Source organism: Mesorhizobium sp. Cs1299R1N1 (genome assembly GCF_037179655.1).
Taxonomy (GTDB): Bacteria; Pseudomonadota; Alphaproteobacteria; order Rhizobiales; family Rhizobiaceae; genus Mesorhizobium; species Mesorhizobium salmacidum.
In genome coordinates, this window is sequence record NZ_JAPYKR010000011.1 from 1 (window position 1) to 15144 (window position 15144).

A 15144-nucleotide genomic window follows, 5' to 3' on the forward strand; every position below is an offset into this window, starting at 1 on the left:
AATGATCAAGGATCGAAAGCGAACGGGAAGAATGGCGCGACATCGAAGGCTCCGCAAATCACGAAGCACCTCATGAATCATATTCGTGCCCACTACGCACCACCGTTAACCTGAAGCGATTGCCCTGAACAATACCCCGGCTCCGATAGCTCGATCCAAGCATCCGTGCCACAGTCGCCACTTCACCGCTGTGATGTCCTTGTCGATGGTCGGGAGCGCGCCGACGGACTCAGCTTAGGATCGAACCCAATTTGGCGATCTGCTGCATGGGCTCAATCTTCATAGCAATGTGAAACCGGTCGATGATGTGGGCCGTCGGCTGCGGCATCGCACGCGGCATCGCTTGAGAATTTCAGCACCATCCGAAATTACCGTGACGTCGCCGAAGCCACGATGCCCTTCTCGCTGTTTCTTCCGCTCACGATCGGCACTTCATAGGAGGCGCCGTCCCGCCTACCGTATACCTGTGTCCCAATAATGCACTGGGCCAGCTAGCGCGGCGGTAGCACGATGGAGGTAACTGTTGGCGGCCTCTCAGCGGCCGACGTTGGAGTAAGGTCCGGTTCGCCTAGTGCCTGAGCAAAAAGCAGGACGACCAACGGTATGGTGATCAGGATTCCCACAATCACGGGCCACAGCTCCGTCGACTTATCGTCGTCATGCCCCTTGTCCATCGATAAAGAATACATATTACCTCAACGTGTCGCTGAAGAAATTCCCTACGCGCATAGCACCGGAGTGCCCTCAGCCCGAAAACAAAAGGTGGAGTTCGCTGTGATAGGGGCGATCGATGACCATACGATAGGCTGACCTCAAGCGGCTGGGTCAAGCCAAACTCGTCCGAGGTCGATTTCGAATGTCGGATGCATTGAGTAGCCTCTGACGTGCTTTGTCGAGTGATTATACAGGGAAAGCCAGTAAGGTTGGATGATGATACCGGAATCCTGCAGGAGCATCTCAATGTCCTGCATTAACACCTTACGCTTTTGCCCATCGGGCACCGTCAAAGCCGCGTCGAGCTTCTGATCGAACTCAGGGCTTGACCACCCAGCTTCATTCCAAGCGGCCCCGCCACGATAGGCGAGCACCAGGGTCTGCACCCCCAGCGGCCGCATATTCCAATTTGTGATTGAAAGAGGATATTTCAACCAGTCGTTGTAGAAACTACTGCTGGGAATGATGGTATGCTTTACCTTAAAACCAGCTTCGCGCCACTGCGCCGCGATGGCCTCGCCCGTATTTTTGAGCCAATCTTCGTCACTGGTGATGATATCGTGCTCAAAATCAAGGGCTCCCGCTTTGGCCATCAGCTCCTTGGCCGCCTTTACGTCTCGTTTCTTTTCCGGGACTGGATAGAACTCGGGGTGGATGGGTGCCACGTGATAGTTCGCAGCCACGGTGCCCTGGCTATTGACTGCAAGTTGCAGCACAGCAGAATTGTCGACCGCGAGCTGGAGTGCATTACGCACCCGCTGATCGTCATACGGTTTGGCGGAAACGTGCGTGCGGCATACGAGAGTAGTGGCCGTTTTCGCCTCAGACTTCACTAGCCCGAGTTTATCGAAAACGGGCACATAGTCTGCGAAGGTATGATAGTTCGCGTCGACTTCGCCTGACTCGAACGCGCTGGTGATCGCGGAGGGATCTGTGCCGTAGTCGATGAACTGAACTTCGTCCAGGAGGGCTTCACCGCCCCACCAGCTACCGTTTGCCCGCCGCTTCAGAACGGCCTTTTGACTGACGTCCCATGACACCAGTTCAAACGGTCCGGTGCCGACAGGGTGCGCTATGATGTCGGAGCCGGTCTTTTCAAAATCCCTATGGACAATGAGCGCAGGGTAGTCCGCCATGCCGGGAATGATGGTGATGTCGGATCTGGCTAACTTCAGCTTGACGGTGTGATCATCGACTTTGGTGATGGCTCCTTCCGTGGCCTTCCCCGTCTTGCTATCGATCAGACTGGCCATGCGTTCTGCCATGGAATTACCCGACACATCCTTGTCGCACCAGCGCAGCAGGTTGAAAATCACGTCGTCAGCGGTGAAGTCGTCCCCGTTATTCCACTTAACCCCTTTACGGAGATGTAGTGTGTATTCTGTCGCTTTCTCGTTCGTTTCCCAACTTTCTAGAAGTCTCGGTTCAAATGTGAAGCTGTCGGTATACTTCACCAACGGCTCAAGGAACTGCCGATATATGTTGGCAATTTCTGAATAATCGTTTATCCTTGGGTCCTTGGCGCCATAGACCAGCATTCCAATTCGCAGGCGCCCACCTTTTCTTGGCGTTTCATCAGCACGCGCCTGCGGCACGGAACCAAGCATTCCATAGGCTACAGCCGTCGAAGCTCCGAAGATCGTAGCAAGCGCCAGAAATTCACGCCGATCCATGCCGTCATTCTTCACGGCATCGGAAAGAGCTTCGAACACCTTAGGCATAGCCTTTCCCTGCAAATTGAAAAACCCCACTTGAACCTCCTCTATTGTTTGGCCAGAGCGACCCCGCGCGCTGCCAGAAGGTGCTGGTCGATTTGTTCTCACAGGTGGTGAACTCTCCAAGGTCGACCCAGCCGACTGGCTTTGGTGCTTTGGATCATAGGAATCCGCGACAGCGTTGACGATTCTCAAAAAGTTTCGCTGGGGTTAAATCCTATTGATACCAGCTGTCGAATGACACTGGCCCAACGCGTCGGTGTACCGCGACGGTCCCCCTTAGGTAGGACTTCGGGAAATCTGGACTAGCTGTAGAGTATTCCGTTTGTGCTCAGCCATGTGGCTCGGGAAAGCCTGACCCTGCGGTTCGCGTTGCTGGGTGCAGATGCAGCATTTGGGTCGGCTCGGCATGGCCAAGCTTTATATCCGAGAACTTGGCGTGAACGAACGCTGAGCATCCCTGCGTCCCACGGGAGATCTGGGTATAGACTGGGTTTACGATCACCAGAATTTTTTAGCAATTGTTGGGACCTCAAACGATACCCTAGGCTCACAGCTATGTACGGGTCCAGCCTTGCACTCTTGGCATTGTTTCTCGGCCGACCGACTAACGCCTGCGAGGGCCTACTGTGACCAGCCGTCATAATGCCAGCATTGTACTCCCACCGCAGGCTTTCACAGCTTCCATCGAGTACATGGAGCGAGCACGCGCTGTAATACCCCTGGGGGTGACATCTTCCAGTCGCGCGGCATAACGGCCGGTCCCCGTCGTAGTCGCCCGCGCCCAGGGGTCTCGCCTGTATGACATAGACGGCAACGAGTACATTGATTATCTCGCCGGTTGGGGTCCCATGCTGCTCGGCCATCAACCCAAGCCGGTGATCGAGGCAGTGCGCGCACAGCTGGAGCGGGGCGAGATATTCGGTACCCCTCACGAAGGTGAGCTTGAACTTGCCGAGCGCATCGTGCGCCTTGTGCCTTGCGCCGAAATGGTGACATTTCTGTCCTCCGGCAGTGAAGCCGTGCACCTCGCTCTTGCGATTGCACGTGGTGCCACCGGCCGCCGTCGCGTCCTAAAGTTCGACGGACAATTCAACGGATGGATTGCTCCGTTGCGAACCAACATGCCGGGTATGCCGGCCGTTGGGCATCAACCGCCATACGCAGCTCGACCAGACGCCGGCTGGCCTCAGAGTGGCGATGAAGTTGAGATCTGCCCATGGAACGATACGGCCGCGTTGGAAGCTGAAATGGAGCGAGTGGGGGATATCCACATGAGGCGTGGCGGTGAGATTGGTGACCTGCCAATTTTCAGCTCGCCAGGTTGGCTCACAATGCGCGACGCTTGCATGAGCACGAGCTCATCATCTTCAGAGCACATCCAGTACTTCGGCTTCGGGCCAACGGGCACCAAGAACATCGGAGTACCGTATGTGTTGCTCCCCGAAAGACTGAATATCTACCTGGCTGCCCAGCGCCCGACGGCTGGCCAGATGCATACATTCGCTGAGCGCCGACACAGAGGCCGTCTCCGAGCTGGAGCAGCTATTGACTATCTAGCTGGTCCTCTCCGTATCGAGCAATGGAAGGACGGTGATATCGGGCATCTGCCGATTTCCCGTTGTCAGACAAGCCCACCACCTTTCTCTCACCACAACTGAAAGAGGAGAACTCTGTGCTCGAACTCAAGCGCCTCGACAATCTGGACATTCTTACACATGAGGTGCAGAGGCTCGTCGATTTTTACCATGTCACTCTCGGTCTGCCCTTCTACCTCCCCTATGTAAAAGAGGAGCAGTACGCGGCTTTGAACCTCGGCAATCTCACGCTTTACATCTTCAGATCGGGGGACGGCGAGCATGCTCCTCGGCGGACCACCGTGAATGCTGACAACCTTCCTGGCTTCGACTCAATCTCATTCGAGGTTGCTGACCTCGACGCCGCCGAGGCTGCTCTCGATGGCAGGGTCGTGTGGATCAATGAGCGGATGGAATGGAAGCACCAAAACGGCACCTGGTACCGCAACCGACCTTTTTTCGACCCTGATGGCAACATGCTTTACCTGACCGAGCCGCATCGAGTTTGAGCCGCGCCTTTCGCTTGATCCAGAGCACTTGTTCAGGGTTTCTGGAAGGGCGGACGTATCCTGTCGCGAATGAACTCGGGACTGGAGGCCGCTTACAGAGGGCGCAGGTGAGTAACGATGATCAGGGCGTCTTCGGCAGCGAAAATGGCGTTGGGTCCCGAAAACGCTCCAGAACGTTGCGCGTCATCAGCGACACGTCATTGTCGTAGTCGTTCACAGGCAAGCTCATGCACCAGGAGATCGAGCCGATTGAAAAAACCGCCCCACCCCCTGTCGTTTCGAAGAAGACAATGTCTGACCGCACGTTTTTGTTCTCGCTGCCGCCGATCATCCAATGCATGGCGCCGAATTCTTCCTTAGCCACGACCATGTAATCGGTGTGGTTCGTCGAGGAAGCAATTACCACGGCGTGTTGAGGCGACCCCAACTCTGGTTCGTATCGATCAAGCTCTTGTCCGGCAGCCCCGTTGCCGGCAAGTCCGTAATCGCCAAAAACGCGATCTCGGTTGATATCCTTCAATATAAAATCCACGCGGGGATCGTTGCTCCCGGGTGCCCACTGGTAGTACGAACCCGACTGGAACCCCTGGGCACAGAAACCCACTCCCAATAGCCGGTTAGGCGTGCGGTCCTGGCGGCGCCAAAGGCCCCCAAATTCTCCTGTCGTGCTCATGAAGTATTCGCCTGGTTCAGCTGACCAAGTCCGGGAGCCATCCTCGGCGCGGCGGACTTCGATCAGTCCGGGTAAGGTCGGGTGGAAAGCGGTCCTCCAGTAAAAGCCGTTGCCGCCCAGATACATCAAGCGCCCGCCCCGAGCCAGATGTGTCTTCAAGGCGTCCCACATCGCCAGGGAGACATACACTGGATGGCATCCCGTCAGGACGACGTGATAGGGCGCGAGAATGCTCCCTCCTTCGCTGTGGAGGTCCTCGTCCGTGATGACGTCTGCATTGATACCCAGCGCGTCGAGCCAACCGGTCAGATATCCGTCGCCACCGAATGACCAATATTTTGCATTGGGAGACATATTCAGGACCGGCCGCAGGCGCGACGAATAACAGACGCCGCTCCCGTCTGTGTGAAGATCGTATAGGGACTTCCCATATTCGGGATTCTCGTCAAGGAAGAGGTCATCCTCTCCGAAAATCGGAAGCGCACTCATACTCATCTCGTCGAGCGGGTCACGCGCAATCAGCCTCTGATTGGCATAGGCTGTGTAAGTTGCGGTCGACGCAAGGTATACGACTTTGGTCGTTGCTTGCCCCTTGGGCGGGCGAATAAAGAAGATCACGTATGCCGGGCTCGCATTACGCGCATCGAGGCGTGCAGCATAAACCCCGCTTTCCAGCCCATCCGGTACTGTGAAGGTAAAGTCAGTGGCCCAGCCGGCATCGTAAAGGTCGTCATCGTGGAAATGGATCGCGCCATATTCGCTCGGCGCGGATCGCCAGTCGTGAACCTTCCCGGTCCAATTGTATCCTTTCATGGCTCGCGTCGGCATGTTGATGAGCCTGCCGTCGAGCCCCTTGCCCGAAACATCCCGAATGACGTCTGACCCTTGATCGATGCTGAAATCCCAATCAGCAACGGCCTGTCCGGCCAACCGACTGCTTCCGGGGCCGTCACGGAGCGAAGAAGTCTCCTCGACGCTCAAAGAGCAGGCGTAGAGTTTCGGAGATTCGATCTTCCCGTTGTAGTGCCCGCCGGCAATCAGCACCCCATTTTGCGAGGACGTCCTATGGCCGCCGATGAGGAACGATGTCTGCGGGATATCTCCTCGGCCTGCAGAAATGTTGAATGAACGACTTTCGGGGCGGTCGAGATCGCCGATGTCGCACAACGGACTCTGGTGAAGCGCGACTGTTTGTTCCTTGGCATTGTAGCTAACCGCGATGAATACCCACCTTCGCTCGCGCAACGGTTTTTCGAGGTTTACTGCCGACACGGCCCCTTTCCCGTCGCCTATCAGAAACGCCAGCCGGCCCGCTTCATCGATCTGGATCGCAAAGCCATGGCGGCGCTCTTCGTCCCATGTACCGGCGACCGTCTGGGCTTTTGAACCCAGAAGCGTGGGCCATAGCCAAGCGTGGAAGGTGAAATCGGCAAGTTCAGAAAATGCCGTGTCGTGCGTCACCAGGCCGTAAGAGCCTGTGTAAATAGGCTGCCTGCGAGCGGGCCACTCCTTATTGAACGGCGCGTCGACCGGGCGCTCGATAAGGCCTGCCGTGCTGGGGTGGTCCTCGGTGGTGATCAGTCTCACCAGCCTGGCAGAAAACCGATCTGCTTCTCCTATCGAACTGATCTTGAATTCGATGGTGTCACCGGGCTTAGCACTCAAGACGTTGGCGTAACCAGCGAGCGTCCTCACGAGCGATCTCCGTCAGGTAAATCCGTTCCAAAATGCTGTCGCCAACGTTTGCGGAACACGTACCACTCCGCGTCGGCCAGGTTTTCAAAGATCACCTCCTCATGCCTTTTTAGGGCACTGCCTGGAATCCCCGTCAGAGTTGCCAGCATCCAACTCCGGTTCGGCTGAATGGTGAGCAAGGCATGTTTCCCAGCGACCGGAAGGCTCCTGAAGGTTCGGAGAAGCTTCTGCAGGTTCGGGCTGTGATGCCCGAACGGTGCGCGACGGAACTCAGCTGCCAATTCGAGTTGCTCTGACGGGGTTTCTGCGTGCATGGGTCTTGCTCACACAGCCTGAGCCAAGGGAGAGCTTACGACCTCGCCATCCACCGCGGCATTGATAGCATCCTCGATGATCTGCAGGGATTCGTCGATGACTGCGTCCGATATCGTCAATGGGACAAGGAAGCGGATCACGTTGAAGTGCCTACCGGCCGAAGCCAGCAGCAACCCGCGGTCAGCGGCCTCCTCGATCACCTTGGCCGTGAGGGAACGCGCAGGCTTGCGGGTCTCTTCATCCTCGACCAGTTCGACACCAATCATTGCCCCGAGCCCACGGATATCGCCGATCGGCGAGCGATTTCTCTTTTTTTGAATTCGCTGCAAGCCAGCCTTAAGACGGTCCCCAACCTCCTGGGCACGATTGAGCAGGTTGTCCCTGTCGATCACGTCCAGGACCGCCAATGCTGCCGCACATGCCAGCGGGTTCCCCGCATAGGTCCCGCCCAAGCCGCCGACGCCGACGCTATCCATGATCTCTGCTTTGCCGACCACTGCGGCAAGCGGAATTCCTGCCGCCAAACTCTTGGCCGTCAGGATCAGGTCGGGTTCAACGCCGGTGTGTTCGATTGCAAACAGACGGCCGCTTCGCCCCATGCCGCACTGAACTTCGTCGGCTACAAGGACAATGCCATGGCGGTCGCAGAGGCGCCGGATACCGACCATGAATTCGACAGGTGACGGAATGTAGCCGCCTTCGCCGATAAGCGGCTCGATGACAATTGCTGCCACCGCGCTGGGCTCTATTTCGGTTTCAAACAGCGTTTCGAGGGCCGAAAGGCAGTGCTCGACGCTAACGCCTCGATACAGATCCGGGTACGGTGCGCGATATATGCTCCCCGGGAACGGGCCGAAAGACTGTTTGTAAGGGTTGACCTTACCTGTCATCGCCATGGTCAGGAGCGTGCGGCCGTGAAATGCGCCGCCAAACACAATGATTCCGCGGCGCTTTGTGTAAGCGCGCGAAATCTTGACCGCATTTTCCACCGCCTCAGCCCCTGTCGTGAGGAGCAAGGTCTTGGCCGGTCCGCCAACCTTGCAGCGCTTGTTGAGACGCTCCGCAAGCTCGACATAGCTCTCATAAGGAGCTGTTCCAAAGAAAGTATGGCTGAACCTTTTCAGCTGGGCCTCTATCGCGGCAGTTACGTCCGGGTTTGAGTGCCCGACCGCAAGCGCGCCCATTCCACCTACAAAATCAATGTATCGCCGTCCCTCTACGTCCCAGAGTTCCGCGTTTTGAGCCCGGTCCACGTAAATTGGAAATGACATAGAGGCGCCCGCGGAAACCGCGGCTCTGCGACGCTCGTCAAGAGCAGTGTTCAATGACATGTTGTTAGCTCCTTTGGTCTTGTAAGGTTTGGACTTCTGCTTAAAGCTTGGTTTCCAAAAGACGGCCTCCACGCCTTCCAAGCGCCTCGGCCAGCAAGGCTGCCGTCGGCTCAAGGAAGGCTAAGCTTCGCCATTCGGCCGCCGTCTATCGTCCAGACTTGGCCCGTGACAAAGGACGCTTCGGCGGAGGCCAGCCAGGCAACCAAGCTCGCCACTTCCTCCGGCTCCCCTGTGCGCCCAACGGGATGGATAGTGCCTACTCGTTCCCGGAATGACTTGGGATCCGGCAGATTTTCAATGAACTCCACGTTCAAGGCGGTGTCGATCCAACCGGGCGCGACCGCGTTGCAGCGCACCCCTTCGCGGCTGTGGTCGATCGCTACTGCGCGCGTCAGGCCATGCAGACCCGCCTTTGACGCACAATAGGCTGCGTGTTTCGGGTTGGACCCCAGTCCCTCGATGGATCCAACATTCACAATCGTGCCGGCTGTCGCCCGCAGATGGGGCATCGCTGCTTTGATAAGCGCAAATGGCGTGGTCAGATTGACAGCGATGGTTCGCTGCCAATCCGCCATGCTCATCTCTTCGACCAGTGCCTCTTGCATGATCCCCGCATTGTTGACCAGAACGTCGAGCCGCCCGGCCCTCTCCACCACTGTGTCTATGACGTGGCCCGCCCTTTCCGGAACCGCGAAATCAACGCTGATGGCTTCGAATTCCCGATCCTCACCACGTTGCGCGGTGAACACGCGAGCCCCCTCTTCTCGAAGGCGATGCGCTATTGCGAAGCCGATACCGCTTCGCCCGCCCGTCACCAGGGCAACCTTATCTTGAAACCTTTTCATCGGCCTGCCTCAAAACCTCTACAATCCCCCTTGATTCAACTCGTCACCGTCATCGCTCTCGCGACCATCCGACGCGGTAGACGCAGCCGGTCTGCCGCCCCTCGACACTTTTCACGTATGCAAGCACCACCTCTGGCGTTGCCACCGGTTTGGTGCCCACAAAGAACGGCCCGTAAAGAGCCCTTGATTCCTGCAGCATCGTAGGACTTACCAAGTTGATCCTGCGGTCGCTCTGGAGCTCGATCGCAGCACTGCGAACGAACCCTTCAAGGGCTCCGTTGACCATGGCAGAAGATGTACCAAGCGGAATTGGATCTTCATTGGTAGGACCGGACGTCAGGGTGAACGAGCCACCGTCACGAAGGTACTTCCGTCCGGACCTGACGAGATTGACCTGTCCCATAAGCTTGCTTTTCAACCCGATCGAATATTGCTCGACCGAGAACTCTTGAAGGGTCGCAAAGTGGACCTCACCAGCTGTGCAAATCAGGGCGTCGAAGTGACCGGTCTGGTTAAACAGCCGCGCGATCGACGACGGGTCTGCAATATCGACCTGATAGTCGCCAGAGCGCCGATTCACCGCAATTATCTCGTGCCGGGTGCCAAGTTCCGCGGCAACGGCCCTGCCAATCATGCCGCTGGTGCCTATGTGGACAATTTTCACGAGGGCCTCACTGACGCAATGCTGGTTGACCCCTTAGACGTCCAAGGCCTCAAGGGATTTCCGCAGAAGAGCCTCCTGGTCTGCCGAGAGCTTCCTTAGCGGACGACGTACGTTACCCGTTCCATAGCCACGCAATTGAGCGGCGCGAAGAACGGAAGGCGTGTAGGGCGCGCGCCATATGAAGAGAATCGACGGCAGCATGCGCTGCCACAAAGCCAAGGCTTGCTCGTACTTGCCGCCAATGACGAGATCATAAAGTTCAACAGCTTCGGTCGGCATGTAGTTTGCGGCACCCCAAATCACGCCGCGAGCTCCAGCCATGAGAGCATATACCGTCGTGGGGTCGGCACCGTTTAGAACAGTCCCGCTTTTTTGGAGAAACTCCTGATGGACGGTAAAATCGCCGGCGCTATCCTTGATGTAGTTAAAGTTTTTCAGCTGAAAAAGTCGCTCAAGCAACTGCGGTGACACGGAAATGCCCGTGGCCTGGGGTATATTGTATCCGACGATGTCCGTGCCTACGACTGCATCGACTGCCCTGTAAAATTCGAAGATGCCATCATCATCGCTCGGGCCCTCGAAGTAAGGAGGCAAAATCATCAAAGCCTGTGCGCCAACTGACTCGGCGTGCTGCGAGCGCCGTATCACTTCATCCATGTTGAGGGCAGACGTCTGGCAGATGACGTTGCATCGCCCCGCGATCCGTTTTGCGCCCACCTCGTACAGGCGATTGCATTCGACTTCCGTCAGGTACGGATGCTGGCCGGTTCCAGCACCAAGAACCAAGCCATGAACACCAGCTTCAACGTACTGATCGATAAGCTTCTCAAATACAGCGAAGTCGATCACGCCATTTCCATCGAATGGCGTTTGCATCGCGAGGTTGATACCCTTCAGATCCGCCATGACTACTCCCTCCAGCGTTAGACTTCAGCACCGGCTTGTCTGAAGCGGAATGCGGTTACAATACGAACTCCCATAGCGGTCACCGGCTTTGGGTAGGGCTTGCTCGGGCTGGCCCGCGTCTTCAAAATATCGATAACGGGCGACGTTCGCAGCGAGGCCATTTCCGCGATAGCTTTGCCGAAGGCGGCCCCTCGCGCAACACCGGTGCCGTTGCAGAAAGCAGCCCCGTAAACATTCCGGTCAAGTTCGCCAAAAACCATCCCACCGTTTTGAGCAAGGGTCAGGAGACCGCCCCAGCTGGCTTCGAAGCCAATCGGTGATAGTTCAGGCCATCTCCGATCGAATGCGATCTGTTGCTCCCGTCGTGCCTTCATCACGTCCTGTCGGGTGGTCTTGAAGTCTCTGGCATAGGCGTAGACGTTGCGGAGAAATAGACGGTTATCGACCGTACGTCGGACCGTCGTGCCAAAGCTGTTTGCCGGAATGAGCCCATAAGCCGCTTTGCTGCCGGCGCGTGATAGCTCATTTTCTGTCAGCTGCCGCGTCATGCTCGCGAACGTATAGAGCGGGATTGCACGATTTTCGAAAAAGCCAAATCTTGTCAGATAACCAGAGGCACAGATTATGACCTTGGACGGACGCAGCGTCCCCGTGGGGGTCTCGCAGACATGCTTGGGAGCGCCGAATTGAACCGAGGTTATCGGCGTATTTTCATGAACCACCACATTCGAAGGCAGGCGCCTGACGGCATCCTTGAGGTACTTTGCGGGTTGTAACAGGATAGTGCCAGGATGATGCAAAGCCCGAATATAATGGTTGCTCCCGGTAAGGGAACGGATCTCCTCGCGCTCAACCCAGCTGTAATTCTGTCCTAGCTTGTCCAGCGCCTCGGAAAAGCGCTTCAAATCTTCAGCACCGTGCGGGGTGGCAGCACTATGATATTTGCCCTGCGGATCCCAGTCACAATCGACCCCTTGTTCTTCAACCGCGCTGCGGATGTAGGCGATCCCGTCAAGGTTGACGAACAACTCCTCCTTGTTGCCCCTGATGTCTTCGACAAAGTCCTGTTTGCGGGGGTTATGAGCCAGATCGATCACGAAGCCCATGCATCGGCCGGATGCATTATCTCCGATGCGACCGGCGTCCACCAGAACCACGGAGCTATCTGGATTGAGTTCTGCATATCGACGCGCTGCGTGCAGCCCCATCCAGCCGCCGCCAATCACCAAGCAATCACAGGCTCGATCACCTGCCTGCGGAACCAGGGGCAATTCTGGTCCGGAAGCTATATACCAGCCTGACCGAGTAGGCTCCGGATGCGGCGGCTCGACGGGTATCCGCTTTCCCAAATTCTGGTCGCTCGAACTCACTGCCAACTCGCTCTGTGATGGTGACCTGTGACGGTCACGCTCGTGTTGTCTCAGTGCTCGAATAGACCATCAGAGAGGAGGCTCGTAGACGGAAAAGATCGCGGCTGATATAGAGCTGCTTCATGTCCACGCTTCGCAGTCTGGTTCCCTCGACGCATTCGCTCTTCGTCTTCGAAGCGGCCGCTCGTACGCTCAGTTTCAAGAGCGCAGCCCGGGAATTGAACGTGACGCAGCCAAGCGTCTCACATTCCATCAAGATGTTCGAAAAGCATTGTGGGATCCTCCTGTTCGCCCGCGACAATCGTGGAGTTCAGCTGACCGAAGCGGGACGCCAGCTCTATGACGAAGTGCGAACGAGTTTCCGCCGGCTAGAGCAGAGGCTCGAGGTCATCTCCGATCGCGGGACGAAGTATGTCACGTTCGCGGCGTCCACTTCCTTGGCGGCCCATTGGCTTGCGCCGCAGCTGTATCACTTTCAACAGGAGCACCCAGACGTTAAGATCAAAGTTGTCGCCACGGACCGGGACGCCGAACCCGATCATGAAGTTGACGTGACGGTTTGGGTGCGGCCGCGGGATTTCAGCAGGGCAAACAGCTGGTTTGTTTGTGATGAAATCGTCTTTCCAGTCTGCTCACCTGCCTATCTTTTGTCCCATCCCTCCCCTCAGTCGGTCGATGATCTCCTCCAACATCAGCTGATCCACTCGTCCGATGCTTTCCGCAAGAGGATGGGTTGGCCAGAGTGGGTTGAGCTGGCGGGGGGCGATCCCACTGAAATCAAAACAGACATAGTCTTCAATGACTACCAACTGACCCTCCAGGCAGCTCTTGCTGGCGAAGGCATCTCGTTGGGATGGTCCCTCACGGCACAACACCTATTGAAGAATCGGCTTCTCATCCGACCGGTCCCGGTCGAGGTCAAAACAGATCGAGCTTTCTTCCTGCTGACCAGCGAGGATCCTGCCAGAAACAAGAGGAGCAAGCTTCTGGTGGACTGGTTTCTTGAGCAGACGAGTGAAATCCGGTCCTAACAACGCCTAGCTTGCACGACGGGGCCGTCAAGCGAACGATCGGCGCTGACGGTGAGCGCCTTAAAGATGCTCAGGTATAAACTGGTTTGAAGACCAGCGAAAACTTTTGCTCATTCTCAGAACCCTCCCGCCGCAATATCATCACAAGCGTGTCATCTCGCGCCTTGAGCAGCGGCGATGGCCGGTTTGTGGCGCGGAGCGTTGCCCGCATTTGGGAAGGCCGAACAATGGACACTGATGCTCCCCCAAGCCGACGCCGAGGTGGACGCGCATCGGTTGTGGCCACTCGTGAAGCGGAGAGGCGGCCCCGGGTTTCGACCATCAGGTACGGGATCCGTCCCGTTGAAGCGGTGACCGCTGTGCAGTTAGAGCGCATCCACCAAGCGTCTCTGGCAATCCTGCGCGAAATCGGAATCGAATTCCGGGACGAGACCGCCATCAGGCAGTGGAAAGAGGCTGGCGCCGATGTCCGCGATCACCGCGTTCGCCTTGAAGGCGAGATGGTCATGGACCTTATCTCGAAGGCTCCTTCAAGTTTCGAAATGACGTCACGCGACCAATCGCAGCGTTTCGAGATCGCGCTCGATACGATGACATTCGGGGCGATGCAGGGTGCGCCGAATGTCCGCGACCTGCAGGGCGTACGCCGCGCCTCGACGATCGGGGATCTGCGAAATATGAACCGGCTAACGCAAATGCTGCCCGGATTTCATATCGCGGGCGGCTTCACCTGTGAGCCAACCGATATTGCGGTGCCGTGGCGGCACTTGCACATCAATCACTCGAGTCTCGTTGAGACCAACATGCCGTTCTTCGGTCTCACGACCGGGCAGCAGCGTGCCGAAGACTCCATTGCCATGGGGCAGATCGTCCACGGCAAAGCGTTTATGGACCAGAATGCGGTGATGATGGGACACGTGTCGGGAAACTCGCCACTTGTCTGGGACGCCACTATGCTCGAAGGACTTCGCGCATTCGTCGAGGCAAACCAGGTGGTGCTGCTCTCCCCGTTCGTGCTCGGGGCCGCCAACACTCCGGCCGACATCCCAGCGACGATTGCCCAACTGAATGCAGAGGCGCTCGCCGCCCTTGCTTACACCCAGTTGGTCAGGCCTGGGGCGAATATGATCTACGGCCAATACTCGGTCTCGGTGTCGATGCGCAGCGGCGCGCCGATGTCCGGGATGCCGGAGGTTACGCTCATCAACGCGGTTATCGGCCAACTTGCCAGACGATACGGGATACCGTGGCGGACCACCGCTTCTCAATCGTCCGCCAAGACCTTCGATGCTCAGTCCGGCTACGAATCGGCGGTTGCTTACATGTCGGGCGCCAGCGCCAACGCAAACTTGATGATGCATGCGGGCGGCTGGGATGAAGCCGGCCTCGTCTGCTGTATGGCCAAGTTCGTCGCCGATGCTGAACAGAACCTTCTGATGGAGAAATACGCTCGGGGGATAAATTTCGATCATTTTGATGATGCTCTTGAAGCGGTTCGGCGCATCGGTCCGGGTGGGCACTATCTCGGCGACGCCTTCACCCTCAAACGCTTCAAGGACGCCTTTATCGCACCCGAGATCCTGGACTACCTCAGCTACGAACAGTGGAAAGTGAAGGGGTCGCAGGACATGGCGCAACGTTGTCGGGAAAAGGCGAAGACGATCATCGCCAGTTACGAACAACCCTCCATGGACCCGGCCGTGCGCGAGGAGCTCGACGCCTTTGTGGCGAAGCGCCAGGAGGAAATTTCTCCAAGCATCGCCTAGCCTCCGAAAATCAATTGGGAACATAACAAAGGG

12 protein-coding genes and 1 pseudogene are annotated in these 15144 nt (G+C 57.1%); 5 read left to right on the forward strand and 8 right to left on the reverse strand.

Going from position 1 to position 15144, the window contains the following annotated elements; genetic code table 11:
• Positions 1–812: 812 nt before the first annotated feature.
• On the reverse strand, positions 813–2465 hold the full coding sequence (locus tag O7A70_RS23160; protein ID WP_442921202.1) for an ABC transporter substrate-binding protein: 1653 nt from the start codon (positions 2463–2465) through the stop codon (positions 813–815).
• A 737-nt stretch (positions 2466–3202) separates the two neighbouring features.
• Here O7A70_RS23160 and O7A70_RS23165 point away from each other — a divergent pair.
• The 3 genes and pseudogenes from O7A70_RS23165 to O7A70_RS23175 all read left to right on the forward strand — a co-directional run.
• Positions 3203–3517: pseudogene (locus O7A70_RS23165) on the forward strand (aminotransferase class III-fold pyridoxal phosphate-dependent enzyme); the annotation flags it as partial.
• Between the two features lie 186 nt (positions 3518–3703).
• Positions 3704–4090, forward strand: a complete 387-nt coding sequence (locus O7A70_RS23170) for a choline/carnitine O-acyltransferase (protein WP_337142646.1) — start codon at positions 3704–3706, stop codon at positions 4088–4090.
• 14 nt (positions 4091–4104) lie between these two features.
• Positions 4105–4515, forward strand: a complete 411-nt coding sequence (locus tag O7A70_RS23175) for a VOC family protein (protein ID WP_337142504.1) — start codon at positions 4105–4107, stop codon at positions 4513–4515.
• A gap of 121 nt (positions 4516–4636) precedes the next feature.
• On the opposite strand, the gene O7A70_RS23180 is transcribed toward O7A70_RS23175, so the two are convergent.
• The 7 genes from O7A70_RS23180 to O7A70_RS23210 all read right to left on the reverse strand — a co-directional run bounded on the left by O7A70_RS23180 (position 4637) and on the right by O7A70_RS23210 (position 12170).
• Positions 4637–6883 (reverse strand): N,N-dimethylformamidase beta subunit family domain-containing protein, encoded by a 2247-nt coding sequence (locus O7A70_RS23180; RefSeq protein ID WP_337142505.1) that lies wholly within the window; start codon positions 6881–6883, stop codon positions 4637–4639.
• Positions 6880–7197: an ABC transporter permease gene (locus O7A70_RS23185; RefSeq protein WP_337128049.1), complete on the reverse strand. Its 318-nt coding sequence runs from the start codon at positions 7195–7197 to the stop codon at positions 6880–6882. The genes O7A70_RS23180 and O7A70_RS23185 overlap by 4 nt, the downstream gene beginning before the upstream one ends.
• 9 nt (positions 7198–7206) lie before the next feature.
• A complete protein-coding gene (gene gabT, locus O7A70_RS23190; protein ID WP_337128048.1) occupies positions 7207–8529 on the reverse strand; it encodes a 4-aminobutyrate--2-oxoglutarate transaminase in 1323 nt (440 codons plus the stop codon).
• 110 nt (positions 8530–8639) lie between these two features.
• On the reverse strand, positions 8640–9374 hold the full coding sequence (locus tag O7A70_RS23195) for an SDR family NAD(P)-dependent oxidoreductase (RefSeq protein ID WP_337142506.1): 735 nt from the start codon (positions 9372–9374) through the stop codon (positions 8640–8642).
• A 49-nt stretch (positions 9375–9423) separates the two neighbouring features.
• The gene (locus O7A70_RS23200) at positions 9424–10038 is read right to left on the reverse strand and encodes a short chain dehydrogenase (protein ID WP_337142507.1); all 615 of its coding nucleotides are present in this window, start codon (positions 10036–10038) and stop codon (positions 9424–9426) included.
• A gap of 33 nt (positions 10039–10071) precedes the next feature.
• A complete protein-coding gene (locus O7A70_RS23205) occupies positions 10072–10944 on the reverse strand; it encodes a dihydrodipicolinate synthase family protein (RefSeq protein ID WP_337142508.1) in 873 nt (290 codons plus the stop codon).
• A gap of 17 nt (positions 10945–10961) precedes the next feature.
• Positions 10962–12170 carry an NAD(P)/FAD-dependent oxidoreductase gene (locus O7A70_RS23210; protein ID WP_337128053.1) on the reverse strand — a complete coding sequence of 403 codons (1209 nt, stop codon included), beginning with the start codon at positions 12168–12170 and terminating at the stop codon, positions 10962–10964.
• Positions 12171–12436: 266 nt separating this feature from the next.
• On the opposite strand from O7A70_RS23210, the gene O7A70_RS23215 reads away from it, so the two are divergent.
• A complete protein-coding gene (locus O7A70_RS23215) occupies positions 12437–13345 on the forward strand; it encodes a LysR substrate-binding domain-containing protein (protein WP_337128044.1) in 909 nt (302 codons plus the stop codon).
• 227 nt (positions 13346–13572) lie between these two features.
• Positions 13573–15111, forward strand: coding sequence for a trimethylamine methyltransferase family protein (locus O7A70_RS23220; protein WP_337142509.1), 1539 nt, complete (start codon positions 13573–13575; stop codon positions 15109–15111).
• Positions 15112–15144 lie beyond the last annotated feature (33 nt).

Excerpts from the sequence above, each read along its gene's own strand:
- O7A70_RS23170 (WP_337142646.1), top strand. The coding sequence starts at position 3,704 with ATGAGGCGTGGCGGTGAGATTGGTGACCTGCCAATTTTCAGCTCGCCA.
- O7A70_RS23185 (WP_337128049.1), bottom strand. The coding sequence starts at position 7,197 with ATGCACGCAGAAACCCCGTCAGAGCAACTCGAATTGGCAGCTGAGTTC.
- gabT (WP_337128048.1), bottom strand. The coding sequence starts at position 8,529 with ATGTCATTGAACACTGCTCTTGACGAGCGTCGCAGAGCCGCGGTTTCC.
- O7A70_RS23195 (WP_337142506.1), bottom strand. The coding sequence starts at position 9,374 with ATGAAAAGGTTTCAAGATAAGGTTGCCCTGGTGACGGGCGGGCGAAGC.
- O7A70_RS23205 (WP_337142508.1), bottom strand. The coding sequence starts at position 10,944 with ATGGCGGATCTGAAGGGTATCAACCTCGCGATGCAAACGCCATTCGAT.
- O7A70_RS23215 (WP_337128044.1), top strand. The coding sequence starts at position 12,437 with ATGTCCACGCTTCGCAGTCTGGTTCCCTCGACGCATTCGCTCTTCGTC.
- O7A70_RS23220 (WP_337142509.1), top strand. The coding sequence starts at position 13,573 with ATGGACACTGATGCTCCCCCAAGCCGACGCCGAGGTGGACGCGCATCG.